Source organism: Ruegeria sp. AF8 (assembly GCF_056541825.1).
This window is the reverse complement of the sequence record NZ_JBQFYW010000008.1, coordinates 143,738-168,072: the sequence shown is the minus strand read 5'-3', so window position 1 is coordinate 168,072 and position 24,335 is coordinate 143,738. Positions and strand designations below refer to the sequence as shown.

Annotated in this window: 23 protein-coding genes; 14 read left to right on the top strand and 9 right to left on the bottom strand. The window is 59.0% G+C overall.

What is annotated here, in order from left to right; all coding sequences use genetic code 11:
- Positions 1-76 precede the first annotated feature (76 nt).
- Positions 77-421 (top strand): RidA family protein, encoded by a 345-nt coding sequence (locus tag ACR0AO_RS14925; RefSeq protein ID WP_480604919.1) that lies wholly within the window; start codon positions 77-79, stop codon positions 419-421.
- 9 nt (positions 422-430) lie between these two features.
- On the opposite strand, the gene hpaH is transcribed toward ACR0AO_RS14925, so the two are convergent.
- The 8 genes from hpaH to ACR0AO_RS14885 form a co-directional block, all read right to left on the bottom strand.
- Positions 431-1,231: a 2-oxo-hept-4-ene-1,7-dioate hydratase gene (gene hpaH / locus ACR0AO_RS14920; RefSeq protein ID WP_480604917.1), complete on the bottom strand. Its 801-nt coding sequence runs from the start codon at positions 1,229-1,231 to the stop codon at positions 431-433.
- Positions 1,228-2,082: a fumarylacetoacetate hydrolase family protein gene (locus ACR0AO_RS14915; protein ID WP_480604915.1), complete on the bottom strand. Its 855-nt coding sequence runs from the start codon at positions 2,080-2,082 to the stop codon at positions 1,228-1,230. Before ACR0AO_RS14915 ends, hpaH begins: the two co-directional genes overlap by 4 nt.
- Before the next feature lie 12 nt (positions 2,083-2,094).
- Positions 2,095-2,949, bottom strand: coding sequence for a 3,4-dihydroxyphenylacetate 2,3-dioxygenase (gene hpaD, locus ACR0AO_RS14910; protein WP_480604913.1), 855 nt, complete (start codon positions 2,947-2,949; stop codon positions 2,095-2,097).
- 29 nt (positions 2,950-2,978) lie between these two features.
- Positions 2,979-4,487 carry a 5-carboxymethyl-2-hydroxymuconate semialdehyde dehydrogenase gene (gene hpaE, locus ACR0AO_RS14905; protein ID WP_480604911.1) on the bottom strand — a complete coding sequence of 503 codons (1,509 nt, stop codon included), beginning with the start codon at positions 4,485-4,487 and terminating at the stop codon, positions 2,979-2,981.
- The gene (locus ACR0AO_RS14900; protein WP_480604909.1) at positions 4,484-4,873 is read right to left on the bottom strand and encodes a 5-carboxymethyl-2-hydroxymuconate Delta-isomerase; all 390 of its coding nucleotides are present in this window, start codon (positions 4,871-4,873) and stop codon (positions 4,484-4,486) included. The genes hpaE and ACR0AO_RS14900 overlap by 4 nt, the downstream gene beginning before the upstream one ends.
- A 90-nt stretch (positions 4,874-4,963) precedes the next feature.
- Positions 4,964-6,514 (bottom strand): TRAP transporter large permease, encoded by a 1,551-nt coding sequence (locus ACR0AO_RS14895; protein ID WP_480604907.1) that lies wholly within the window; start codon positions 6,512-6,514, stop codon positions 4,964-4,966.
- Positions 6,507-7,007: a TRAP transporter small permease subunit gene (locus ACR0AO_RS14890; RefSeq protein ID WP_480604905.1), complete on the bottom strand. Its 501-nt coding sequence runs from the start codon at positions 7,005-7,007 to the stop codon at positions 6,507-6,509. The genes ACR0AO_RS14895 and ACR0AO_RS14890 overlap by 8 nt, the downstream gene beginning before the upstream one ends.
- A 63-nt stretch (positions 7,008-7,070) precedes the next feature.
- A complete protein-coding gene (locus ACR0AO_RS14885; protein WP_480604903.1) occupies positions 7,071-8,156 on the bottom strand; it encodes a TRAP transporter substrate-binding protein in 1,086 nt (361 codons plus the stop codon).
- A gap of 160 nt (positions 8,157-8,316) precedes the next feature.
- Between ACR0AO_RS14885 and pepT the strand changes: the two genes are divergently transcribed.
- The 9 genes from pepT to ACR0AO_RS14840 all read left to right on the top strand — a co-directional run bounded on the left by pepT (position 8,317) and on the right by ACR0AO_RS14840 (position 16,337).
- Positions 8,317-9,552, top strand: a complete 1,236-nt coding sequence (gene pepT, locus ACR0AO_RS14880; RefSeq protein WP_480604901.1) for a peptidase T — start codon at positions 8,317-8,319, stop codon at positions 9,550-9,552.
- A gap of 222 nt (positions 9,553-9,774) precedes the next feature.
- On the top strand, positions 9,775-10,275 hold the full coding sequence (gene napF, locus ACR0AO_RS14875) for a ferredoxin-type protein NapF (RefSeq protein WP_480604899.1): 501 nt from the start codon (positions 9,775-9,777) through the stop codon (positions 10,273-10,275).
- Positions 10,272-10,535 carry a chaperone NapD gene (locus ACR0AO_RS14870; protein WP_480604897.1) on the top strand — a complete coding sequence of 88 codons (264 nt, stop codon included), beginning with the start codon at positions 10,272-10,274 and terminating at the stop codon, positions 10,533-10,535. Before napF ends, ACR0AO_RS14870 begins: the two co-directional genes overlap by 4 nt.
- A 19-nt stretch (positions 10,536-10,554) precedes the next feature.
- A complete protein-coding gene (napA, locus tag ACR0AO_RS14865) occupies positions 10,555-13,056 on the top strand; it encodes a nitrate reductase catalytic subunit NapA (RefSeq protein ID WP_480604896.1) in 2,502 nt (833 codons plus the stop codon).
- Between the two features lie 37 nt (positions 13,057-13,093).
- Positions 13,094-13,960: a ferredoxin-type protein NapG gene (gene napG, locus ACR0AO_RS14860; RefSeq protein ID WP_480604894.1), complete on the top strand. Its 867-nt coding sequence runs from the start codon at positions 13,094-13,096 to the stop codon at positions 13,958-13,960.
- On the top strand, positions 13,957-14,883 hold the full coding sequence (gene napH, locus ACR0AO_RS14855; protein ID WP_480604893.1) for a quinol dehydrogenase ferredoxin subunit NapH: 927 nt from the start codon (positions 13,957-13,959) through the stop codon (positions 14,881-14,883). The genes napG and napH overlap by 4 nt, the downstream gene beginning before the upstream one ends.
- Before the next feature lie 20 nt (positions 14,884-14,903).
- On the top strand, positions 14,904-15,335 hold the full coding sequence (locus ACR0AO_RS14850; protein WP_480604891.1) for a nitrate reductase cytochrome c-type subunit: 432 nt from the start codon (positions 14,904-14,906) through the stop codon (positions 15,333-15,335).
- 29 nt (positions 15,336-15,364) lie between these two features.
- Positions 15,365-16,066 carry a NapC/NirT family cytochrome c gene (locus ACR0AO_RS14845; protein ID WP_480604889.1) on the top strand — a complete coding sequence of 234 codons (702 nt, stop codon included), beginning with the start codon at positions 15,365-15,367 and terminating at the stop codon, positions 16,064-16,066.
- Positions 16,067-16,079: 13 nt separating this feature from the next.
- On the top strand, positions 16,080-16,337 hold the full coding sequence (locus ACR0AO_RS14840; RefSeq protein WP_480604888.1) for a hypothetical protein: 258 nt from the start codon (positions 16,080-16,082) through the stop codon (positions 16,335-16,337).
- 229 nt (positions 16,338-16,566) lie between these two features.
- Here the strand turns inward: ACR0AO_RS14840 and ACR0AO_RS14835 are convergent, their stop codons facing one another.
- Positions 16,567-18,192 carry a sulfatase-like hydrolase/transferase gene (locus ACR0AO_RS14835; RefSeq protein ID WP_480604885.1) on the bottom strand — a complete coding sequence of 542 codons (1,626 nt, stop codon included), beginning with the start codon at positions 18,190-18,192 and terminating at the stop codon, positions 16,567-16,569.
- 437 nt (positions 18,193-18,629) lie between these two features.
- Between ACR0AO_RS14835 and ACR0AO_RS14830 the strand changes: the two genes are divergently transcribed.
- From ACR0AO_RS14830 to ACR0AO_RS14815, 4 genes are all read left to right on the top strand, one after another.
- Positions 18,630-19,187, top strand: coding sequence for a MarR family winged helix-turn-helix transcriptional regulator (locus ACR0AO_RS14830; protein ID WP_480604883.1), 558 nt, complete (start codon positions 18,630-18,632; stop codon positions 19,185-19,187).
- Between the two features lie 387 nt (positions 19,188-19,574).
- The gene (locus ACR0AO_RS14825) at positions 19,575-19,982 is read left to right on the top strand and encodes a thioesterase family protein (protein WP_480604881.1); all 408 of its coding nucleotides are present in this window, start codon (positions 19,575-19,577) and stop codon (positions 19,980-19,982) included.
- A gap of 12 nt (positions 19,983-19,994) precedes the next feature.
- A complete protein-coding gene (locus ACR0AO_RS14820) occupies positions 19,995-22,748 on the top strand; it encodes a molybdopterin-dependent oxidoreductase (protein WP_480604879.1) in 2,754 nt (917 codons plus the stop codon).
- Positions 22,745-24,328 carry a DmsC/YnfH family molybdoenzyme membrane anchor subunit gene (locus ACR0AO_RS14815; RefSeq protein ID WP_480604877.1) on the top strand — a complete coding sequence of 528 codons (1,584 nt, stop codon included), beginning with the start codon at positions 22,745-22,747 and terminating at the stop codon, positions 24,326-24,328. Before ACR0AO_RS14820 ends, ACR0AO_RS14815 begins: the two co-directional genes overlap by 4 nt.
- Positions 24,329-24,335 lie beyond the last annotated feature (7 nt).

Genomic DNA, 24,335 nt, shown 5'->3' with positions numbered 1-24,335 from the left:
GCGGATCAGGGCACAATTCGCATTGACCGGTGGCATTGCAAGGTCCATAGAGCCAGAAAAATCTGGAGCTATTGGAATGACCATCACCCGCATCGAAACCGGCCAGCGCATGAGCAAGATCGTCAAGCACAATGGCACCATCTACCTGTGCGGTCAGGTCGGGGAAGGCAATACCGTCACGGACCAGACGCGTGACTGCCTGTCCCGGGTCGAGGCGCTGCTAGAACAGGCAGGTTCTGACAAAACCCGGATTTTGCAAGCGGTTGTCTGGCTGGCGGATATGGCTGATTTCGCCAAGATGAACGCGGTCTGGGATGCCTGGGTGCCCCAGGGCCACGCCCCCGCACGCGCTTGCGGAGAGGCCAAGCTGGCGCGCGACACGCTGCGGGTCGAAATCATCGTCACGGCTGCCGAGAAGTAACAGGCGCTTTCACTCAAATCCGATATCGACCGAGCCGAAGTTGCCGAAATCCGCATGGATTTCGGACCCCGAAGGGCATTCCACCGGTCGAATGAAGCTGCCCGAGAGTATGATGTGGCCGGGCTCGATATTCTGGCCATACTCGGCCATGCGCCGGGCCAGCCAGACGACGCTTTCGACAGGATCGTTCAGGACCCCTGCGCCCAGCCCGGTTTCCTCGATCTCGCCGTTGCGAAAGGTGAGTGCACCGACCCAGCGCAGGTCGAAGGCGTCGATGGCGTGCCGTTCGGTGCCCAGAACGATCCCGGCATTGGCGGCGTTGTCGCTGATCGTGTCACAGACGTTGCGGGCGGTGCCGGTTTCGGGATCGGTGCGCAGAATGCGCGTGTCTAGGATTTCAAGCGCGGGTGCGACATAGTCGGTCGCGGCGGTCACGTGATCGCGCGTAACGTTCGTACCGCCGAGTGCGGATTTCATGACAAATGCGATCTCGGCCTCTATCCGGGGCTGAATGAAACGCCCCTTGGGAACTGTCGCGCTGCTTTCGAAGGCCATATCGTCGAACAGGATGCCGCTGTCGGGAATATCGATGTTCAGCGCGTATTGCATCGCCTTGGAGGTCAGGCCGATCTTCCAGCCGATCACCTTGCGGCCCTCCGCCAGCTTGGCGCGCTGGATCTCTTTCTGCACAGCATAGGCGTCGTCCATGGTCATGCCAGGATGGCGCAGGCTGAGCAGGCCGATCTGGGTACGGTCCCGCTCGGCGGTCAGCAGATCGGCGGCAGCGCGGGTGTGGTCCTGCGGCGTCATGGCTGTTCGTCCGCCACGCCGTTGCGCAGGGTGCCGATGCCCTTAACCTCGATCTCGACCACGTCGCCGGGTTTCAGATAGCGCGGCGGATCGAACCGCGCGCCGGCTCCGGTCGGCGTGCCGGTAACGATGATGTCGCCGGGCTGCAGCGTCATGAAAGTGGAGATATAGGCGATTTCTTCGCGGATCGGGAACATCATCCGGTTCAGGGTGTCGTCCTGCCGCACCTCGCCATTCACCCGTGTCACGATCCGCGCCTCGTCCAGCTGGGCGGCATCGCGGAATGGGACAAGCCAGGGGCCAAGCGCGCCTGATCTGTCCCAGTTCTTGCCTTGCGTGACGTTGAATTTCGCGTGCCTGACCCAGTCGCGGATGGTGCCTTCGTTGCACAGCGTCAGGGCGGCAATGTGGTCATAGGCATCGTCGGCCCGAATGCGGCGGCCTGCCTTGCCGATGACGATCGCGACCTCGCCTTCATAGTCCAGCGTGTGGTTTTCGGGCGGCCGGATCAGGGGCTGACCGTGCGCCGTGAAGCCGCTGGCAAATCGCGGAAACAGCGACATGTATTTCGGTTGCGAGCTGCCATCCTTGTATTCGGCATTGCGGTCGGGAAAGTTGACCCCGACACACAGGATGCGCGGCGCGTCGGGCAACGGGATGTCATAGGTGAAATCGGTATGAGTGACGGTGCGGCCTTGCGCGGCGGCTTCGAGCCGGTCCAGACCGCCGTCCCGGACGACATCCAGAAGCGTGGGCCACTCAGCAAAGTCCGGCGACAGTGCCACCGCGCCGCGGTCGGTGATCGCACCGTAAAACGGTTTGCCGTCGGCGGTGAAGCTTGCAAATCGCATGGTGCGCCCTTGTCAGTTGACCGGAAAGATAACGTTGGTCTGCCCGGTGCCGGAAGAGGGGAAGTATTCGGTCACCACCTCGCATTTGCCGGCATAAGCGTCCCAGCCGAGTGCGCCATACAGCATCGAAGTGTCGTGCATCGACCCTTCGCCGCAGCAGTATTGTGCGTATTCCGGCAGCATCTTGAGGAAGGTCGCATGATCGCCGTTTTTCCACATCTCCAGCACGTGCAGGTCGACCTGCCGGTTGAACTCGGAACTGATGGTGAAGGTGCCGTTATTGGCGGCATAGTCCTTGTTTGCCCAGATCTTGTGGGAGAGTGAACCGGATGCGACCAGCAGCACTTTGCTGTTGCTGGCCTCGACCGCTTCGCGGATGGCCTCGCCGATGACGCGGCTTTCGGAATGGTCGTGCACCGTCGCCCAGGCGGCGACCGATACGACCTTCATGTCGTGCTCGCGGCTCATGAAACGCATCGGAACCAGAGTGCCGTATTCCAGTTCCAGGCTGTCGAGGTGGTGAGCCAGCGTATAGACGCCCTTGTCGGATGCGATCTTGGCGATTGCGTCGCCCAGCTCGGGATTGCCCGGATAGGAATAGGGCAGGTTCTGGATGAATTGAGGGAACTCGTTCGAAGTGAAAAGACCCTCGAATTCGGTATTGGCGTTGATGTGAAAACCTGCGTTGATCACCCAATGCGTGTCGCAGATCACCACCGTATCGGCCCCAAGCGCCTTGGCGCGGCGGGCGATTTCACGATGACCGTCGATGGCAGTCTGACGTTTGCCCTTGATGGGGCCTTCCTGTTCCGACATCAGCATCGTCGGAACGTGGGTCATCTTGGCTGCGAGTACGATTTCTCCCATGTGTGCTACTCCCTTTGGATCGCTGAAAGTCAGGCGCCCAGGCGCGTGATCTTGTGCTGGCCGGTCGCGAAACCGATGTGTTTCTGTTCCATGTAGAATTCAAAGCTCCAGTCGCCGCCGTCGCGGCCAATGCCGCTGGCCTTGACCCCGCCGAACGGTGTTGGCAGGTGGCGGACGTTTTCCGAATTGACCCAGATCATCCCAGCTTCGAGTCGGTCGGTAAAGCGCAGGGCGCGGGTCAGGTCGTTGGTCCAGACATAGCCTGTCAGGCCATAGGGCGTGTCATTGGCCATTTGCAGCGCCTCGTCTTCAGTCGAGAAGGGGATCGACGTCAGGACGGGGCCAAAGATTTCCTCGCGCGCGATGCGCATGTCGTTGGTGGCGTTGGTGAAAAGGGTAGGGCGGACGAAATACCCCGTGTCACCGACAGTGGTCCCGCCGGCGGCGATGGTGGCGCCGTCGGTTTTCGCGATGTCGAAATAAGAGGCCACCTTGTCGAAATGTTCCTCGGTCACAAGTGGGCCGATTTCGGTGGCCGGATCAAGCGGGTGGCCGACCTTGATGTTGTTCACGCGTTCAACCAGCCTGGCCTCGAACTTTTCCTTGATGGTGTCCTGTACCAGAAGGCGGGATGACGAGGTACAGCGCTCGCCGTTGATCGAGTAGATCATGAAGATCACTGCATCCAGCGCACGTTCGAGATCGGCGTCGTCAAAGACGATCACGGGGTTCTTGCCGCCCAGTTCCAGATGCATCCGTTTGAGCGTGTCCGCGCCCTGTTTCGTGATGATCGACCCGGTGCGGCTTTCGCCGACAAAAGCGATGGCCTTGATTAGCGGATGCTCGGTCAGCCGTTTGCCGGCTTCCTCTCCAAAGCCGTTGACCGTGTTCAGAACACCGGGCGGCAGTCCCGACTGTTCGGCTATTTCGACCAACAGACGAGCGGTCAGGGGGCTGGCCTCGGCGGGTTTGTGCACGACGGTACAGCCCGCGGCCAGCGCGGGGGCGATTTTCCACGTGGACAGCATGAATGGGGTGTTCCACGGGGTGATGACGCCAACTGGGCCGATAGGTACGCGGGTGGTGATGTTCATCAGCGTCGGTGATTTCAGGTGCTGGCCGTCACGGGCCTGCACAACCTGATCGGCGAAATAGCGGAAATTTTCGGCCCCGCGCAGCGCCGCCTTGGACATGAAGCGCAGGGTCTGGCCGGTGTCCCAGCATTCGCACAGGGCGATTTCTTCGGCCCGGGCCTCGATGCCATCGGCTATATTAAGCAGGATTTTTCGCCGCTCGGTCGCGGCCATGTCGCGCCAGTCCGTGAATGCGTTCGCTGCCGTCTGCGCCGCCGCGTCGATGTCGGTGGCGGTGCCATGGGCGACGTCGCAGATGACCGATTTGTCGACCGGCGATATGGTTTGAAACACGCCGCCCGATCCGTCGCGGTCCTGCCCCGCGATCCGGTTGCGGATGCCGGTTTCGCGAAAGCGGGAAAGGTAGCTGTCAAGTTTCGCGAGATTGTTGTCGAGTGCGGTCATTCTTGTTGCTCCAGATGATCACGGATGGTGCCGGTCTTTGCGGAAAGATCCGGGTCTATGTCGCGCATCTCCAGTGACAGGGCGATCGAGTGTTGCGCCATGGCTGGTGTGAGAAAGTCGTGGGCGGCCCGGAATATGTGTTCTGTGGCGTCCCTTTTGATCTCGTGCGCGCGGCCCGCCCGCAGGCGGATCGAGATGTCGACAAAGCCGTGTTGCGGGTCACCGTCCGCAATCGACCAGAAGTCGCAGGCGTAGGCGCGCACCCGAATCCCCGCCAGAGGAAAAACGCCTGTTTCAATTCCCGCTAGCCGAAGCGTGTTGCACAAGGCCGCGATGTCGACGATGCGCTCCAGGTTTCTGGAATATTCGATGCTGAAGTGCGGCATGGTTCCTCCAATTACTTCACTTGTTAATTAAATGAACGGGATTTGTCAACCGCAACCAATTTCAAGCCGGCGAATCCGGCCGGAACGCCGTCAAAACAGAAGGGTGGGCAGGACTGTCGCGATTTGCGGCACGAACCAGATGATTGCGACCGCTACGGCCTGAAGCAGGATGAAAGGTGCTACCCCGGCATAGATGTGCGCGGTCGTCACCTCGGGCGGTGCCGCCCCTCGCAGATAGAACAGCGAAAAGCCGAAAGGTGGTGTCAGAAAGGATGTTTGCAGGTTGATTGCGATCAGGACCGAAAGCCAGATCGGATCGTGACCCATGACGATTAGCGTCGGCAGTACGAGTGGCAGAACGATCACCGAGATTTCGACAAAATCCAGAAAAAAGCCGAGAACAAAGATGAACAGCATGCAGAATAGAAGCGCGCCATTGGCTCCGCCCGGGAGTTCCTGCAGAATTGCCGCGACACGTTCCTCGCCACCCAGCCCGATGAACACAAGAGAAAAGATTCCGGCGGCAAGGATCGTCGCAAAGATCATTGAGGTCATCGTCAGGGTCGAGGTCAGAGCTGGTTGTATGATCTTGTGGGCAGCAAGCGAGCGGATTGCAGAAAGAACAGATGCGCCGCCGACGGCGGTCAGGGCCAGATAGACCACCCCGATGCCGGCCTCAAATCCGGTCAGGTCGCTGCGTTGAAACCGTACCGGGAAAAGCCCCGCGCCCAGCGAAAGGGCGGCCAGCGCGGCAACCCCGACGAGCAAAAGCCGCTTGCGCTCACCCGTCCTTTCGGCGGCCAAAAGCGCGGCGCCAATGCCGCCGACCGAGGCCGCTTCGGTCGGCGAAGCGATACCACTGAGGATTGCGCCCAATACCGCGAGGATGAGCAGGATTGCGGGCAGAATGGCGCGGGATACTTCGCGCAGTCCGGGTTTGCGGCCATTCCCGGGAGAAGGCGGCAGATCGTCGGGGCGTAGCGCCCCGCGAACGAGAACATAGAGGATATAGAGGGCAACCATCGTCAGGCCCGGAAGCAGGGCCGAGGCAAATATCTGACCCACCGAGATTGTTTCGATGGAAAATTTGCCAAGTTCGTATTGGGCCTGCTGATAGGCATTCGACACCACATCCGACAGGATGATCAGCAGAGTTGAGGGCGGAATGATCTGCCCCAGGGTTCCGGCGGAACAGACGATGCCCGAGGCGACGCGGGGATCATACCCCGCCCGCAGCATCGAGGGCAGGGCGATCATACCCATCGCAACAACCGTCGCACCCACGATTCCGGTCGACGCGGCCAGCAGCATGCCGACCAATATCACCGAGATGCCCAGCCCGCCCCTGAGCTGGCCAAAGGACCGGCCCATCGTGTCCAGCATATCCTCGGCGATCCGGCTCTTTTCAAGGATCGCTCCCATCAGGACGAACAGTGGAATTGCAATCAGGACATTGTTGGTCAACAGCCCATAGATACGCTGCGACATCGCACCGAGCAGCGACAGATCCATCACGCCAAGCAACCAGCCCAGCAGGGCGAACAGAATGGCGGTGCCTGCGATGCTGAACGCCACCGGAAAGCCCGAAAGAATGATGGCGACCAAAGCCACGAACATGATCAGGTCGAGGTATTCAGCCATCGCGCGGCCTTTCCGCCAAAAGCCGCAGAACGCAGGCCACGGATTGCAGCAGGACAAGTGCGCAGAAAAGTGGTATCAGCGATTTCAAAAGAAATACGGCCTTTATTCCGCCGACCGAAATCGGGCCTTCCAGAATTTTCCACGAGTTTCGCACTGCTGGCCAGGACCAGTAGAAAACCATGATCATTGCAGGCATGAGCAGGAAAAGATGGCCCGCGAGATCGACGCGCCGGCGGCCGGTTGGCCCGAGCCTGGCATAGAAAATGTCGACGCGAACGTGACCGTCCACCAAAAGCGTGTAACCCGCACCCAGCATGAACAGGGCCGAATGCAGATACAGCACCGATTCTTGTGTCGCGATGGTGCTGAAGCCGAATGCATAGCGCGCAACGACAATCGCGAACTGGATCAGCAGCATCGCCAGGGCGAACCACCGTATCACCATGCCAGTTGCGCGATTGATGCCATCCAGCGTTTCGATAAGCCGCGTCATGACCACCTCAAAAAGAACCGATGCGTCCGGACACGCATCGGTTCAGGTTACTCGCCCAATGCCTCAAAAGCCCAGAACGCTTGCACGGGCATTCATCTGGCCGTTATCCGCGTAGGTCATATAAGAGCCAACGGAATCGCGGTAATCCAGAAAGTTCTGGGTGATGCGGCGCACCAGTTCGTCGTCGTCATTGGCAAGGTCTTCCATGACCCCGGCAGCGGCGACGCCCATGGCTGCGACTACGTCGTCCGGCAATTGCCGGACCTGCACGCCCTCGTTCGCGACCATGGCCGCAAGCGCCTGCGCGTGCTTGGTCGTGTATTCGGTCCAGACAGGGTTATAGAGGCTTTCGCAGGCAAAACTGACGGCCTGTTTCAGATCGTCCGGAAGCTCGGAATAGACTTCCAGATTGACTGCGCATTCCTCTGCCGATGACGGCTCGCCGACGCCTGGCCAATAGTAGTTCTTGGCGACCTGAAAGAACCCCAGCGCGCTGTCTGTCCACGGCCCGATGAATTCCCCGGCATCCAGAGCACCTGTCTGTAACGCCTGGAACATGTCGCGCCCGCCCATGGCCTGAACGGCCATGCCGAGTTTGGAACACATCTCGGAGGCAAGTCCGGTGGTGCGGAACTTGAGTCCCTTGAGGTCATCCACGGTGTTGATCTCGTCACGGAACCAGCCCTGCCATTGCGGGCCGGAATTGCCGCAAAGAAACGGCTTTAGCCCAAAGCGTCCGTACATTTCGTCATAAAGCGCCTGACCACCCCCATGATACAGCCAGCCGAACTGCTCGTCGGCCCTCAGGCCGAAAGGCTGGGAACCGAACAGCAGAATCCCCTTGGACTTGGACCCCCAATAGGCCGGAACCGCATGGTAAAGTTCGGCTGTTCCTTCCGAGACCGCGTCGAACACGCCCCGCCCCGGCACAAGTTCTCCGGCGGCGAAGAGTTTAACTTCGATCCGCCCGCCCGACAGGTTGGTGATCCGGTCCGCCAGCATCTGAGCCGCGACGCCCGGTCCCGGCAGGTTCTTGGGCCAGGCCGTGACCATTTTCCATTGCCGGATGTCCTGCGCGACCGCCGGGCTGGCCAGCGTTGCGGCCGCCGCGCCCGTGGCGCCGATCTTCATGAAGTCTCTGCGTTTCATTGTCTCCTCCCCGTATTGAGTGCTTTTATGCGTACCAATATCACTTTCATGATTAAACAAAACGCAGTCAACGATTTGTTGCCGTACCGGGGGCAGGGGCTTGACTTGACTGTTCACAAAGCTCCTTTGTTCGCGAAAGGCAAAAGGGGGCGGGACGCAGATGCAATTCGAGCAGGAACTTGAGGACCGGCTTGTCCGCTATGCGGCGATCGACAGCCAAAGCGACGCGGATTCGCCGGGTTCACCCAGTACCGAATGCCAGTTTGATGTTCTGCGCCTGCTTCAGGCCGAACTGGAGGGGATGGGCGCTCAGGATGTCGAACTGACGGAATACGGCGTTGTCCTGGCTACGGTTCCGGCAACCGCTCCCGGTCCGACCATCGGGTTTTTGGCCCATGTCGACACCGCACCGCAATTCAGGGCAAGCAGTGTCAAGCCGAGGGTGATCAGGGGTTACAACGGCGGCGACATCAGTTTTCCGGATGATCCGTCTCTCATTTTGTCACCCGAGGAATATCCGGTCCTGTCCGGAAAGGTCGGGCATGACCTCGTGACCGCGTCGGGTACGACCCTGCTGGGGGCGGATGACAAGGCCGGCGTGGCGATTATCATGACCGCCGCGCGCCATCTGCAGGAAAACCCCCGGATACCCCATGGCCCCATCCGGATTGCCTTTACCCCCGACGAGGAAATCGGGCGTGGCGTGGATGACCGGCTGCCTGGCGATCTGGCTGCCGATTTCGCCTATACATTCGATGGCAGCACTGTCGGAGAGATCGAGTATGAGAGTTTCTCCGCGGACGCCGCGGAGATCACCGTGTCAGGCGTGTCCATTCACCCCGGCTGGGCCAAGGGAAAGCTGGTGAATGCCATACATCTCGCGTCCAAGATCATTTCGATGCTGCCGCAATCGACGATGACGCCCGAGGTGACCGAAGAGCGCGAAGGTTTCATCCACGCGACCGACATGACCGGGGGCGCGGCAGAGATGAAGATCAAGCTGATCCTGCGGGATTTCGAGCTGGACGGGCTTGAAGCCAAGGGGCGGTTGTTGCGGCAGATCTGCGATGTGGTTCAATCCTCGGAGCCGCGCGCAAGAATCGACTGCGCGATAACGCCGCAGTACCGCAACATGCGCTATTGGCTGGAACAGGATATGGCGCCGGTGGATCTGGCTTTTGCGGCCAGCCGAAAAATCGGCGTCGAACCGGTTTCAATTCCGATTCGCGGCGGCACTGACGGCTCGCGTCTGACCGAGCTTGGGGTGCCGACTCCCAACCTTTTCACAGGGATGCAGAATATACACGGTCCTTTGGAATGGATATCGGTTCAGGACATGGCCGTCGCAACCAAACTGTTCGTGACTCTGGCCGAACTGGCCGCCACGAAGGGCTGACACCGTACGAATCCGGGGGCAAAACCCCGGTGACTGGCGGCGAAAAGTTCCGGACAGGTGCGTTTTGGCAAGGCGTCTAATGTGAAATTGGGCAAGGATCACGGGCAGGGTACAGGAACTTGCCGATTTAGTTCGCTAATCAATTGATCTCGGTCAAAGTTTGGAACATGCTTGCAGAGTACAGAGACGTCAGCAAAGCCAATCTGGCGCGAGCCGAAGACAATGACCAGCCACACGACGAGACGCAATTTCCTGCGCGGAAGCATGAACCCCGCGCCAGTACCGCGCCCGTTTGGCGCTGGTGCCGAGGCCGCGTTTCTGGAAACCTGCACACGCTGCGGGGAATGCGCGGCGTCTTGTCCGCAGGCGATCATAATAGCAGGTGAAAACGGGTTCCCCGTCGTCGATGTCCACCGCAGGGCCTGCACGTTTTGCGGTGCCTGCATCGAAGCCTGCGAACCCGGCGCGCTGAAACCGGATACACCGTGGCCTTGGCAAGCCGCGATTTCCGACAATTGCCTGTCTCTGAACCGCGTGAACTGCCGCACCTGCCAGGATCAGTGCGAACAGTCAGCGATCCGATTCCAACTTCGTGTCGGTGGCAGCGCCGAGCCGCTGATCGACGACGCGGCCTGCAACGGGTGCGGCGCCTGCGTTGCAAGTTGCCCGGCCAACGCCATCACGCTTATCCAACCCCATACCGGTCAGGAGATTCGCCCATGACAAACATCTGCGGCTGCCTGGTGCATACCATGCCCGCCATGACCCAAAGCGTCATCGAGGCGATCGACGCGACCGAAGGCGGCGAAGTGCACGCGCACGAGGACGGGCGCGTCGTGGTGACCGTCGAGGATACCGCAAGTGAAAGAGCCTCGGACCAGATCATGGCCCTGCACCAAATTCCCGGCGTGCTGAATGTCACGCTGACCTACCACCATTTTGAAGAGCTTGACCAAGAGAGCACTTCACAGACCCAACACTGAACTCTGGGAGACCATATCGATGACCGCTTCCGCATCCCGCCGTGCGTTTCTGAAAACAAGTGCTGCCCTCGCCACCGCTTCCGCGGCCGGCATTACGTTGCCTGAAAAGGCAGGAGCGCAGCTTCCAAGCCCCGATATCCGCTGGGACAAGGCCGCCTGCCGCTTCTGCGGTACAGGCTGTTCGGTTCTGGTCGGTGTCAAGGATGGCCGTGTGGTTGCGACCCAGGGCGATCCCGAAGCACCGGTGAACCGGGGCCTGAACTGCATCAAGGGCTATTTCCTGTCCAAGATCATGTATGGCAAGGACCGCCTGACCACGCCGCTTTTGCGCAAGTCCAACGGCGTTTTCGACAAGGAAGGCGAGTTCGAGCCTGTAAGCTGGGACGAAGCCTTCGACATCATGGCGCAGAAATGGAAAGAGGCCCTGGCCAAGAAGGGGCCGACCAGCGTTGGCATGTTCGGGTCGGGCCAGTGGACGGTGTGGGAAGGCTATGCTGCCGCCAAGTTCATGAAGGCGGGCCTGCGCTCGAATAACATCGATCCGAATGCACGCCACTGCATGGCTTCTGCCGTGGCGGCCTTTATGCGTACATTCGGAATCGACGAGCCCATGGGCTGCTATGACGACTTCGAGCATGCGGACACATTCGTGCTGTGGGGTTCGAACATGGCCGAGATGCACCCGATCCTGTGGTCGCGCCTGACCGACACCCGCCTGACCAAGCCGGGCTGCGAGGTACACGTATTGTCGACCTTCGAACACCGTTCGTTCGAACTGGCCGACAACGGCATGATCTTTGCGCCACAGACCGACCTGGCGATCCTGAACTATATCGCCAATTACATCATCCAGAACGGCGCGGTGAACGAGGAATTCGTCAAGAACCACGTCAATATCACCAAAACGGCGACCGATATCGGCTATGGCCTGCGCCCGACCCACGATCTGGAACAGGCAGCGGAAAACCCGGCGCACGAAGGTAACCATGGCAAACTGACGCCGATCAGCTTCGAAGAATATGCCGAGGCCGTCAGCGAATACACCGTGGAAAGAGTTTCGGAATTGTCGGGAGTTCCTGCCGGTAAGCTGGAACAGTTGGCGCAGCAATACGCGGACCCGAACCGCAAGGTGATGAGCCTGTGGACCATGGGCTTCAACCAGCACACCCGCGGATCCTGGGTGAATTCGCTGATGTACAACGTGCATTTGCTGGTGGGTAAAATCTCGGAGCCGGGCAACTCGCCCTTCTCGCTGACCGGCCAGCCGTCGGCCTGCGGTACCGCGCGCGAGGTCGGCACTTTTGCTCACCGCCTGCCTGCCGACATGGTGGTGATGAACGAGAAACACCGCGATATCGCCGAAGAGAAATGGGGCCTGCCGAAAGGTACGATCCCGCCCAAACCGGGTTTCCACGCCGTGTTGCAGCACCGCAAGCTGAAGGATGGCGACCTGAACGCATATTGGGTGCAATGCACCAACAACATGCAGGCCGCGCCCAACATGCTGGAAGAAGGCCTGCCCGGCTATCGCAACCCGGAAAACTTTATTGTGGTGTCCGATCCTTATCCGACCGTAACCGCCCTTTCGGCGGACCTGATTCTGCCGACTGCCATGTGGGTCGAGAAGGAAGGCGCCTATGGCAACGCCGAACGCCGCACCCAGTTTTGGCGGCAACAAGTGGATGCACCGGGCGAGTCGCGTTCAGACGTCTGGCAGATCATGGAATTCGCGAAGCGTTTCAAGGTCGAAGAGGTCTGGCCCGAAGAGTTGATCGCCGAAAAGCCGGAATATCGCGGCAAGACGCTGTACGAGATTCTGTTTGAAAACGGCAAGATCAACAAATACCCGCTGACGGAAACCGCCGAGGGGTTCAACAACGCCGAATCCGAGCATTTCGGCTTTTATGTGCAAAAGGGCCTGTTCGAGGAATATGCAGATTTCGGACGCGGCAAGGCGCACGATCTGGCGTCGTTCGACACATACCATCAGGCGCGCGGTCTGCGCTGGCCTGTCGTGGACGGCAAGGAAACCCTTTATCGCTTCCGCGAAGGCTATGATCCCTATGTCGAAGAGGGCAAGGGCGTTCAATTCTACGGTAAGCCGGATGGCAAGGCGAACATCATTTTCGCCCCGTACGAGCCGGCGCCGGAAGTGCCGGATGACGAGTTCGACCTGTGGCTTGTGACCGGTCGCGTGCTTGAGCACTGGCACTCCGGGTCGATGACACGGCGGGTTCCCGAACTGCATCGGTCTTTCCCGTCGGCGGTTGTCTATATGCACCCCGAGGACGCCCGGGACCGTGGGCTGCGACGTGGCCAGGAAATCACCATCTCTTCGCGCCGGGGCGATATGCAAAGCCGGGTCGAAACCCGGGGCCGCAACAAGCCGCCGCGCGGCGTGGTGTTCGTGCCGTGGTTCGACGAGGGCCAGCTGATCAACAAGCTGACGCTTGATGCCACCTGTCCAATCTCGAAAGAGACCGACTTCAAGAAATGCGCCTGCAAGGTGGAGCGCGCGTAAGCGCTCCGCCTGACCACCATTCGCAAGGGACAGGGCCATGCCTGCCAATTCCAACAGCCAACCCAGGTCTGTCGACCGGCGCCGTTTCCTGCAGGATGCGGCCCGTGCGACGGCGGGCTGTGCGGTGTGCGGGTTTGGCCTGGCTTATGTTGCGACAGACGCACGCGCCCTACCGGCGCAGGCATTGCGCCCGCCCGGCGCCCTGGCGGAAAAAGAGTTTCTTGCCGCCTGCATCCGGTGCGGATTGTGCGTTCGGGACTGCCCCTATGACACCCTGAAACTGGCCGAGCTCGGCGTCGACGGCGCCGCGACCGGTACGCCGTATTTCGTTGCCCGCGATGTGCCTTGCGAGATGTGCGAGGATATTCCCTGCGTTGCCGCCTGCCCAACCGGTGCTCTCGACAAGGGGCTGACCGATATCGACGATGCAGATATGGGGCTTGCAGTATTAATCGACGAAGAGCGTTGCCTGAATGCGCTTGGGCTGCGATGCGACGTCTGCTATCGCGTGTGCCCGGTGATCGACGAGGCAATCACGCTGGAGGTCCGGCACAACGAAAGGTCCGGGCATCACGCGATTTTCATGCCGGTCGTGCATTCGGAAGCCTGCACCGGCTGCGGGAAATGCGAAAAGGCCTGCGTGTTGCCGGAAGAGGCGGCCATCAAGGTGTTGCCGCGCCGCCTGGCGACGGCTCAGTCGGCTGAGCACTACAAACTCGGATGGGAAGAGCGGAACCCGCTGGTCGACGATCTGATCGACCTGCCGGATCGCCTGCCAGGTCCGGGCACCGACAATCTTGCGGCACCGGGCGGCTATATTTCCGAGCCGATACCCGATCCCAGCATGGAAGGGGGCTTTGCGCCCAGCTTTTCCCTGCCAGGCACTGGGGGGTCAGGGCAATGAGCGAAAAAACGTTCAGCCCCATCGGTCACGAGGCCATCGCCGAAAAAGGTTGGCTGAAGGCGCACAAATACCTGCTGTTGCGGCGGGCGGCTCAGCTGTTTTTTCTGTTCATTTTCCTGATGGGCCCTTGGTTCGGCATCTGGTGGGTCAAGGGGAACCTGGCCGGGTCGCTCACATTCGGTGTTTTGCCCCTGACCGATCCGTTCGTGACGGTTCAGTCGGTTTTTGCATCGCACTGGCCCGAAGCTACCGCGCTCATCGGTGCGGTGATCGTGGGCATCGTCTATGCATTGATTGGCGGCCGCGTCTATTGCAGCTGGGTTTGCCCGATCAACCCGGTGACGGACGCCGCGCATTGGCTGCATGAACGCCTTGGCCTGCAAAAAGGCTGGCAGCCCAGGCGCGCAACGAAATACTACGTGCTTGCCATGGTGATCGCGGTTTCGGCGCTCACCGGCACCATCGCCTGGGAAGTGGTGAATCCGATCTCGATGGTTCATCGAGGTCTCATTTTCGGAATGGGGTTTGCCTGGGCCTTCGTGATCGCGGTTTTCATCTTTGATCTCGTGGTGTCTCGGCGAGGTTGGTGCGGGCATTTATGCCCGGTGGGCGCGTTCTATGGTCTGCTGGGCACCCGATCACTGTTGCGTGTTTCGGCCATCAACCGTGCCGATTGCGACGATTGTATGGATTGCTTTGCCGTCTGCCCCGAAATGCAGGTGATCACTCCGGCGCTCAGAGGCGAAGAGGGCTCAACGCCGCTGATCCTCAGTCCCGACTGCACCAATTGTGGCCGCTGCGTCGATGTCTGCGCGCCCGATGTCTTTCAGTTCACCCACCGCTTCGATTCCAGATCCAGCCCGGCCCGGCCGAAGCGCCGAAATCAGAAACACAACCCATCCGAGGCCGGTCGCGCGGCCTAAGCAAGAAACGGAGAAACTCAATGAAGACTTTTGCACTTACCAGCGCCCTCGCGGTCGCAACCCTTGTTGGAAGTCTCGGATATGCATTGGCCCAATCGGTCGACACGTTGCGCGGTGCCGAGGTTGACGAACCGGTGCCGCTTGATCAGATCCATCGCAATGTCGAGGGGCGGATTCAGCGGAACTATCGCCAGCAACCGCCTTTGATCCCGCATTCGGTCGAACAATATCAGATCGACCTGCGCGTCAACCAGTGCCTGTCCTGCCATGACTGGACCAAAGCGGGCGAGAGAAACGCGCCGACCCTGTCGATGACCCACTATCTGGATCGCGAGGGCAACGAACTGGATCGGGTCGCAGGCACCCGGTATTTCTGCAATCAGTGCCACGTGCCTCAGGCGGATTCGCCGGCGCTGGTCGATAACGTCTTTCAGCCGTCCTCAGGCAACTAATCCAACACAAGATTGAAAGGAGCACCGATATGGCAGACTCCCCCGAAAAACGTGGCTGGATTGGCCGCCTGTGGAACGGGTTCTGGTCACCGGCGGTCATGTTCAGCACCGGTTTTCTCGTCCTCGCGGGCTTTCTGGCCGGTATCCTGTTCTGGGGCGGCTTCCACTGGACGCTGGAACTGACCAATACCGAGGAATTCTGCACCTCGTGCCACACGATGGAAACAAACCTGGGCGAGTATCGTGAGACCGTCCACTATAACAACTATTCCGGCGTGCGCGCGATCTGTTCGGACTGTCACGTGCCGGACGAGTGGAACCACAAGATCAAGGCCAAGATCATGGCGGTCAAGGACGTCTATCACGAGTTGGCAGGCACGATCAGCACGCCCGAGAAATACGAAGACCATCGTCTGAGCATGGCCTCGGCCGTGTGGAAAAAGATGAAGGCGTCGGACAGCCGGGAATGCCGAAACTGCCACAACTTTGACTACATGGATTTCACCATCCAGGAAACCCGCGCCGCTTCGGAACACCAGCGCGCGATCGACGAAAACATGACCTGCATCGACTGTCACCAGGGCATCGCCCACAGTTTGCCGCCGGGTTACCTTGAGGAATACCAGAACGTCACCGAAGCGCTGAAATCGGAGCCCTCCGGATCGGTGCATCAACAGGCAGCAGCGGATAGTGACGAGATCCGGTCATTCCTGACCACACGGACGGATTGAGAAGGGGCAAGACATGCTTGATATTTTGGGAACCATCGGCGCCAATGTCCTCGGCCTGCCGGGTGTATTGGGTCTGGCGCTGGGTATGATGACACGCCAGATTTGGCTGGGTGCCGTCATGGGCGGCCTGGTCGGTGTGATCGGGACGCTGGTATTTGCCGGGTTTCGGTTTTCGCACTTGGATGCCATCGATCTGGCAATCGCCATTGTCGTTGGTGTCTGCGCCGGCAGTTTGGGTTCGGCAATTCGTCTGAAAGGAACAACCGCCTGAGCGGTACTGTCAAGCATCAGACCGGCACTGCATGAATTTGCAGTGCCGGTCTGATGTGCCAACACACACGGCTTTACCCACAAGCCGATTTATACCGTTCGGCAAATGCACCGCTTTCCGCCTGAGTTGCTCGCCCAAACCGTTTGACCGGATTTTCTGCTCCTGCTGAACTTTCGGCATCCATCCATGTTCGGACCGGGTTTTCCGGATGGAACTTTGGCGCGTTACTCTACCATTCCACCTGTTTGCCCGGCGTGTAAACGGGGCTGCGTTGGGGGTCGAATGATGTGTCGAAGTTCCGGTAGAAGCTTTTCGTTTGCCGGTGCGGATATTCCTCGATCAGCGCCATGTGATCCTGGATCATCTTTGTAATCCCGGGTCCTGCCCAAATACCGTTTTGTGCTTCATTCGGAAACCGTTCCGCCGGATCATGGTAAATATTGAACACTTCGTAAAAGTGAAAATCAGGATTGCGGGGTTTCAGGTTAAGCTTGACCTGATCCTTTCGCACGGCTTCCAGACTGGTTCGATTGTAGTGAAACGCATAGTCTCGCCTGCCCTTGCCTTCGCCCATCAGGAGTAGCCCGGACTGATCCACACCATCTATTACGCGGTCCGCGGGCACATCCTGAAGAACACCTGCAACACTGGCCCAGGTGGTAAACCAATCGGTGATCTGAACAAGATCCAGCGGATCCTGTCCCGGTTCGATCATGCCCGGCCACCACGCAATTGCCGGAACCCGGATACCCCCTTCACGGGTTTCTCCTTTGCCGCCTTGTAGCAACGAATAACCTCCATGCGGGTGCACCGTGTACATGGGTCCGTTGTCCGAACTCCAGATCACAAGCGTGTTTTCCTCAATCTCAAGATCCGTCAGGGTTTTCAGCACACGACCGACATTGTAGTCATGTTCCACCATCTGCGCTGAGGTATTTGTTTCAGCCGGAGTATCGCGGAAATCAGGGTGCGCGCCCCAGAAATGATTTCCCTTGCCCCAGAAATTCACAAAGAACGGTTGTTCGGAATCGGCGCGCCGTTCGATAAAATCAATCACGAGGTCGGCAACGTCGGAGTCATAGGTGTTGTACTTCTCCATCGAGTATTCGTAGACGAGCTGAGGTTCTTCCCCTTTTTTTGCGCGCATCACACCGCCGGTGTCGTATGGAAATCCTTCCGGCCCCGGAGAATACATAAGCGCGCGTTGAGAAAAGCCGCCAATGTCGTCATCTTTGGATGCGTTCTTGTTGTTCACCCACCAGGGAGGGTTGCCTTCGGACCATTCGGCCTCATCGAAACCCTGTTCTGTCGGATGGTTTCCGTCATCGTCCCCCAGATGCCACTTACCGAAGAACCCCGTGTAGTAGCCGGCGTCGGACAAGAGTTCGGCGATGGTAACCTCGTCACCATGCAGGCCGCTGCCGCTTTCACCAGGTAAGGTGATGTTATAGACCCCGTTGCGGATTGGGTGGCGGCCAGTCAGTACCGCCCCGCGCGATGGCGAACATTCGACCTCGGAATAAAACGAAAGGAAACGCATCCCTTCTTCCGCCATTTGGTCGAGATTGTTCGTCGGAGCGCCGCGAATTTTTCCGCCGCCATAGCTGCCAAGTTCGGTGTATCCGACATCATCGGCCAGAATGAACACGATGTTGGGCTTTTTGCCGAAGCGGATTTCCAGATCTGCCAGGCGTTGCCGCACAGCTTTGGCGTCATTGGCCCATTGGCCCCCGAACTCCTGTTCCATACGAACGAATTCTGCGTCGTGCACGATTTGAGTTTCGGCCCCGACCGCGGTGGCGCCTCCGATCAAGGTGACCGCAATTCGGATCTGGTGCCATATTGAGATTTGCATTTGATCATTCCCTCCCTGTCGTGCGACCGCGACCCGCGGCGCTGGGGTGAACCGTCTGCCGAAATTTTGGCACGGCGGTTCACATTGATGGGCATGTAGAATGATTGATCATCATTTTATATTTGTCAATAACCTTGTTAGCAAAGGTAATGGAAAAATTTTGACCTTCATTCATCGACCATGCCTACATTTTCACACGTTCATTCCAAAGGTCAAACTGAAGGCCGGTTTCGTCCAATCGCCATTGGTTGGGGTTTTGTAGCCACTTAAATTTGGCATGGACGGGATCTGAACGCGAAACCTGCAAACAAGGAGAAGTCAAGGCAATGCTCATCAACAGTCAGGCATTCAGCCCCAGGATTCACTATTTCATAAGCTTGAAAAAACTTTTTTACCAAGGTAAAATTGTTCTGTCTGACCAGAACAGGAGCTGAGGATTGGCAAGTTCAAAGAAGGATAAAACCCAGGGCATCCATTTGATGGTGGATCGGGATGAGCTGTTGATCGACGGTACGGACGTGGCTTTCCGCCAGTATATTTTCGACACCATCGCGTTTTCGTCCCGGATGAAATCCGTAATCGAAGGGCACGCAAATATCGTGGGTCTTCCACCGCCACAGTATATGATCCTCACGTCGATCATGCATCTGGCCAGAACCCAGGACGTGAACATCAAGACTGTTTCGGCACACCTGCACCTCTCGGGGTCTTTTGTCACCACCTCGGTAAATGCACTTGTTCGTCTGGGTCTGGTGGACAAAGTCGTCGACAGCAAAGACCGGAGAAAAGTGCGCCTCAGGGAAACCGAAGCCGCCAGAAAACGGATCTCTCGACTGGCCGGAATTCAGAACCAGGTGAACAACATAATGTTTCAAAGTCTTAATCGGAAAGACTTCGAAACTCTCTCCAGGCTGACGGCGCAATTGATGCCGTCCGCGGAAAGCGCCCTGATGTTGCTTTCCCATTTCAAGGTCGGGGTCGATAGTTCGAGTTAACTGATTTGGCCCCGAGCGATCGAGTTGGCAACTAGCTGAACAGGGATCGCCGGGTTAAAAAACCGACCATTGGGGCATTGTGTTCTCCAACGGACAGAACTCGGCCGACTGAAAGCAATTTGGCGAAACCCTGCCGCCAGGGTTCGGATGTCTTCTGTGTGCCCGTAATCCGCGATGCCTTTATCGCGATCACTATTTTTTGCTGCGGCTACGAAGCGGAAATCTCAGTTCAAATCAGGCTGAGACCTTGGCATGGGAGCAGAAATTCGGGGCGTCAAAACTTGCCGGAATCCTTTGAAGGCACCGCTTCAAAAAAACCTCTGGAATTTTTTTGTTAAATAGGTAAGCTGGTACCGAATTACATAAATTAAGCGGTGGCGGTGAAAAATGCCTGAGAACCTGACTGTTGGTGTGCTTGAAACGCGGACAATTGTTGTCGACGTGGAACGCACCATAGACTTTATGGGCGAGGATTGTCGGGTATATGCGACACCCTCGCTAGTGCGCGACATTGAACATACGTGCCGTGATCTCATCGTGGGAATTGTGCCCGACGGGCAGGATTCGGTTGGTACAGTCGTATCAATCGCCCATACCGCGCCAACGCTGCTTGGAATGGAAGTGACAGTATCCGTTTCGGTAACAGAGGTGGAGGGGCGCAAAGTGGTCTTCGACGTGGTCGCCAAAGATGCTCTCGACACGATTTGCAAAGGCAGACATGAGCGCTTCATCGTGGATGTCGACAAAACCCGGGAGAGACTTCGTCAAAAAGCAACCAGACTGACGGAGAGCTGAAAGGGTAGTTTGATGAAAACCTCTGCACCGCCGGTCACGGAAAGCGTTTCGTCCTATTGCTATCAATGCGTTGCCGGACCGGATCTGATGAAGGTTGACGTGGTGGATGGCGTTCCGGTTCAGATCCGGCCGAACGGGTCGGCCGCGGAGGTGCACCCTGCGCATGGAAAGGTCTGTGTCAAGGCGTTCGGGCTGATTCAAAAGACCAATAACCCAAACCGCATCATGACTCCGATGATCCGGACCAACCCCAAAAAAGGCAGGGATCAAGACCCTGGGTTCCGCCCGGCCACTTGGGAAGAGGCACTGGAACTGATTTGTGGGAAGCTGAATGAGGCCCGGAACAAGGGTCTGACCGACGAAAGCGGATTTCCACGAGTTGCCGCCAGTTTTGGCGGTGGTGGCACATCGACCGTCTATATGGGCACGTTCCCGGCATTTCTGAAAGCCTGGGGGTCGATCGACATGAGCTTTGGCAGCGGCCAAGGCGTAAAATGCTATCACTCAGAGCACCTTTATGGCGAGTTCTGGCATCGGGCCTTCACGGTGTCGCCGGATACGCCGATGGTTGAGATGATCATCTCGTTCGGTGCGAATGTCGAAGCCTCGGGCGGCGTGTGCGGCGTGCGCCGTCATGCGGATGCAAGGGACCGCGGGGTCAAACGAGTGCAGGTCGAGCCGCATCTGTCCGTTACCGGTGCATGTTCCGCCGAATGGGTGCCGATCCGTCCCAAAACCGATCCGGCTTTCATGTTCGCCCTGTTGCATGTTCTGTTGCACGAGGTGGAGCGGGGCAGGCTGGATGTCCCGTTTCTGAAAGAGCGCTCTTCTTCACCCTATCTTGTTGCGCCCAATGGTTTCTATCTGCGCGACCCGGAGTCGCACAAGCCGTTGATCTGGGATCTGGCCTCGGAAAGGGCCGTCACGTTCGACACCGAAGGGATCGAACCGGCCCTTGATGGTGAATTTGTCGTATCGGGTGTTGAAATCGGGCCGGACGACAAGACGTGGCAGCATGATGCGGTGACCTGCAAGACCGCCTTTGGCCGGCTTGTGGATCACATCGAACCCTACAGCCCGGAATGGGCCTCTGGTATTTGTGATGTTCCTGCGGAAACGATCCGCAAGACGGCTCTGGACTACCTCGCGCATGCTCATGTCGGCGAAACGGTCGAGATTGACGGTCGTACCATGCCATTCCGGCCGGTCGCGATCTCGCTGGGCAAGACCGTCAGCAATGGCTGGGGTGGCTATGAATGCGCCTGGGCGCGCACTCTGATGGCGGTGCTGATAGGTGGATTGGAAGTCCCGGGCGGGACTTTGGGCACCACCGTTCGTCTGAACCGTCCCGCGGATAATCGGTGGTCCAGTGTCGTGCCGGGACCTGATGGGTTCATGAATTACCCGATGAATCCGACCCGGAAGGGCGAATTCAACGAAACCTCAGGGTCGCGCCACGCGCACAGCACCCTTATCCCATTGGCGGCGAATTCGCCCTGGTCGCAGGCGCTGGGGCCAACGCATCTGGCGTGGATGGCCCAGAAGCAGGGGTTTGACCACCTGCCGGCACCGACGCCGCCCGATGTCTGGTTCGTCTATCGCACCAACCCGGTGATTTCCTTCTGGGATACCAGTGCAGTAGGCGAGGCGATCGCCAATTTTCCCTTCACTGTCAGTTTCGCCTACACGATGGACGAAACGAACCACATGGCAGATGTTTTGCTGCCGGAATGCACCGATCTGGAGGGATTGCAACTCATCCGGATTGGCGGATCGAAATATGTCGAGCAGTTCTGGGAGCATCAGGGCTTTGCGCTGCGTGACCCGGCAGCGAAGCCCATGGGGGAGGCGCGGGATTTCACCTGGATCGCGACGCAGCTGGCTAAGGGCGTTGGACTGCTGGAAGAATATAACAGGGCGATCAACAAGGGTGCGGCAGGCATTCGGCTGTTCGGTGAGAACTACGATTTCTCGCTTGATCCGGCGGCGGAACACTCTGTCGAGGACATCTGGAACAGTGCCTGCCGCGCGGCCAGCGCGGAGTTGACTGATGGGGTGGAAAGCCAGGGACTCGACTATTTTCGCGAACACGGATTCCGGACCGTGCGGTTCCCGAAGGAGCGTTGGTACCTGTACCCGGCGATGGTCGAAAAGGGCCTCAGATTTGAACTCCCATATCAGGAGCGTCTGCTGCGGATCGGGCAGGAACTTGGGAACCGCCTGCACGAAATGGGTATCACCTGGTGGGATCGGCAGCTGAAAGAATACGAGGCGCTGCCGCATTTTCAGGATCTTCAGGCTATGTGGGAAACCGCGATCGAGCAACAATATGACGTTAGGATCGGTGATTATCCGTTCTGGCTGCTGACGGCCCGATCAATGCAGTATTCCTGGGGCGGAAATGCTGGTATCCAGATGATCCACGAGGTTGCGGCCAATGTTGCAGGCCATGGCGGAGTGGTAATGAACCCGCAGGCGGCGACGAAGCTCGGAGTTGCCGAAGGCGACCGGGTCGAGGTTTATTCTCCGACCGGCAGTACATCGGGCGCAGTAATTCTGCGCCACGGCATTCGGCCGGACACTCTGTTGATGATCGGTCAGTTCGATCATTGGAAAACGCCGTTTGCCAAAGATCTCAACACCCCCAGCATGAACAGCCTGACGCCCATGTCGCTGGAACTGACCGATGCGACCGGGTCCGGAGCCGATTTGGTGCGGGTGGCGGTGAGAAAGACGAGTGGCAATGCAATGGAGGCGGGCAAATGACAACCTGGGCCATTGTCGCCGACCTGAACCGTTGCGTGGGGTGCCAGACCTGCACCTCGGCATGCAAACACGCGAACGCCACCGCACCGGGCGTGCAGTGGCGCAAGGTTCTGGATTTTGAAACCGGAGAATTCCCTGCCGTGAACCGGGCGTTTCTGCCGGTCGGGTGCATGCACTGCGAAACACCCTCATGTCTGACGGCCTGCCCGTCGACCGCGACACGCAAGCGCGAAGACGGCATCGTCACAATCGACTATGACCTGTGCATCGGATGCGCCTATTGCGCGGTGTCCTGCCCGTATCAGGCCCGGTTCCGGGTCGACGATCCAAACGCTGCCTATGGCGGCAAGCAGATGCGGCATGAATCGGTACGCCACGATCCGGCCCGCCTTGGCGTGGCGCAGAAATGCACACTTTGCGTCGAACGCATCGACGAGGGGTTGGCGCGCGGCCTTGTCCCCGGTGTCGATCAGGAGGCGACGCCGGCATGTGTGGCGTCATGCATTTCGGGGGCGTTGCAGATGGGGGATCTGGATGATCCGGACAGCAACGTGTCGACGCTACTGCGCGAAAAGCGCCATTTTCGGATGCATGAGGAGTTGGGAAACGGCCCCAACATCTACTACCTCTACGATGGCGACATCGACGACGGGGCGTGTTCCGATGCAGTGCCGATGGTGGCCGAGCCAGTGGGGATGGCTGCGGTTTCACCGAAGGCCCAGACGAATTGGGACTGGCGGGCCGCCGCCAATTTCATTTGTGGCGGCACCGGTACCGGTTTGCTGGCAACGGCCATGTTTGCGGGGGTATTTGCGCCGGTTATCTGGCCTGCTGTCCTGGTGGCGCTGGCGTTTGTCGCTGTTGGTCTGTTCTGCGTCCTGCTCGAAATCGGGCGGCCGTCGCGCCTCCTGAACGTATTTCTCAACGCCCCGACAAGCTGGATGACGCGCGAGGCTATGGCGGCAGTGCCATTTTTCGGGTTCGGAGCGTTCGCCTGGTGGCTCGCCTCGCCGGTTTTAGGGGGTCTGGCCGCCGTTAGCGGGCTGGTCTTCTTGTATTGTCAGGCCCGCATCCTGCTCGCCGCAAAAGGAATACCCGCATGGCGTCAACCGGCCATCGTTCCCGTGATCTTTACCACGGGACTGACCGAAGGGGTGGGCATCCTCGCTGTTCTGGCTGTGGTGTACGGGGCTGGCCAAACTGTTGGCAGCGTTCTGATCCCTGTTCTTCTTGTCTTGGTCGTCCTGCGATACGCGACGTGGAAACGGTATCGCGGGGAACTTGGCCGCGCGGGTGCCCCTACCGGGACCTTCAAGGCGCTTGATGGAATGAAGGCCGGGTTGTTGGCGCAGCCGCAGGCCGTCCTGGCCGCATTGACTTTGCTGGCAGCCGTTGTGCCCAACGGCCTGGGCCCCACACTGGTGCTGGCGGGTCTCGGCACGGCTGTCACAGGATGGGCTTTCAAGCATCAGCTGATAACGCGGGCTGGTTTCACACAAGGCTATGCAATCAACAAGATGCCCGCTCGGGGCGCCGGAAACAGCAGTCAGGGTGTCCAGCCGGGGTGGACCAGAGCCTGATCCGGCG

Excerpts from the sequence above, each read along its gene's own strand:
- ACR0AO_RS14925 (WP_480604919.1), top strand. The coding sequence starts at position 77 with ATGACCATCACCCGCATCGAAACCGGCCAGCGCATGAGCAAGATCGTC.
- hpaH (WP_480604917.1), bottom strand. The coding sequence starts at position 1,231 with ATGACGCCGCAGGACCACACCCGCGCTGCCGCCGATCTGCTGACCGCC.
- ACR0AO_RS14915 (WP_480604915.1), bottom strand. The coding sequence starts at position 2,082 with ATGCGATTTGCAAGCTTCACCGCCGACGGCAAACCGTTTTACGGTGCG.
- hpaD (WP_480604913.1), bottom strand. The coding sequence starts at position 2,949 with ATGGGAGAAATCGTACTCGCAGCCAAGATGACCCACGTTCCGACGATG.
- hpaE (WP_480604911.1), bottom strand. The coding sequence starts at position 4,487 with ATGACCGCACTCGACAACAATCTCGCGAAACTTGACAGCTACCTTTCC.
- ACR0AO_RS14900 (WP_480604909.1), bottom strand. The coding sequence starts at position 4,873 with ATGCCGCACTTCAGCATCGAATATTCCAGAAACCTGGAGCGCATCGTC.
- ACR0AO_RS14895 (WP_480604907.1), bottom strand. The coding sequence starts at position 6,514 with ATGGCTGAATACCTCGACCTGATCATGTTCGTGGCTTTGGTCGCCATC.
- ACR0AO_RS14890 (WP_480604905.1), bottom strand. The coding sequence starts at position 7,007 with ATGACGCGGCTTATCGAAACGCTGGATGGCATCAATCGCGCAACTGGC.
- ACR0AO_RS14885 (WP_480604903.1), bottom strand. The coding sequence starts at position 8,156 with ATGAAACGCAGAGACTTCATGAAGATCGGCGCCACGGGCGCGGCGGCC.
- pepT (WP_480604901.1), top strand. The coding sequence starts at position 8,317 with ATGCAATTCGAGCAGGAACTTGAGGACCGGCTTGTCCGCTATGCGGCG.
- napF (WP_480604899.1), top strand. The coding sequence starts at position 9,775 with ATGACCAGCCACACGACGAGACGCAATTTCCTGCGCGGAAGCATGAAC.
- ACR0AO_RS14870 (WP_480604897.1), top strand. The coding sequence starts at position 10,272 with ATGACAAACATCTGCGGCTGCCTGGTGCATACCATGCCCGCCATGACC.
- napA (WP_480604896.1), top strand. The coding sequence starts at position 10,555 with ATGACCGCTTCCGCATCCCGCCGTGCGTTTCTGAAAACAAGTGCTGCC.
- napG (WP_480604894.1), top strand. The coding sequence starts at position 13,094 with ATGCCTGCCAATTCCAACAGCCAACCCAGGTCTGTCGACCGGCGCCGT.
- napH (WP_480604893.1), top strand. The coding sequence starts at position 13,957 with ATGAGCGAAAAAACGTTCAGCCCCATCGGTCACGAGGCCATCGCCGAA.
- ACR0AO_RS14850 (WP_480604891.1), top strand. The coding sequence starts at position 14,904 with ATGAAGACTTTTGCACTTACCAGCGCCCTCGCGGTCGCAACCCTTGTT.
- ACR0AO_RS14845 (WP_480604889.1), top strand. The coding sequence starts at position 15,365 with ATGGCAGACTCCCCCGAAAAACGTGGCTGGATTGGCCGCCTGTGGAAC.
- ACR0AO_RS14840 (WP_480604888.1), top strand. The coding sequence starts at position 16,080 with ATGCTTGATATTTTGGGAACCATCGGCGCCAATGTCCTCGGCCTGCCG.
- ACR0AO_RS14835 (WP_480604885.1), bottom strand. The coding sequence starts at position 18,192 with ATGCAAATCTCAATATGGCACCAGATCCGAATTGCGGTCACCTTGATC.
- ACR0AO_RS14825 (WP_480604881.1), top strand. The coding sequence starts at position 19,575 with ATGCCTGAGAACCTGACTGTTGGTGTGCTTGAAACGCGGACAATTGTT.
- ACR0AO_RS14820 (WP_480604879.1), top strand. The coding sequence starts at position 19,995 with ATGAAAACCTCTGCACCGCCGGTCACGGAAAGCGTTTCGTCCTATTGC.
- ACR0AO_RS14815 (WP_480604877.1), top strand. The coding sequence starts at position 22,745 with ATGACAACCTGGGCCATTGTCGCCGACCTGAACCGTTGCGTGGGGTGC.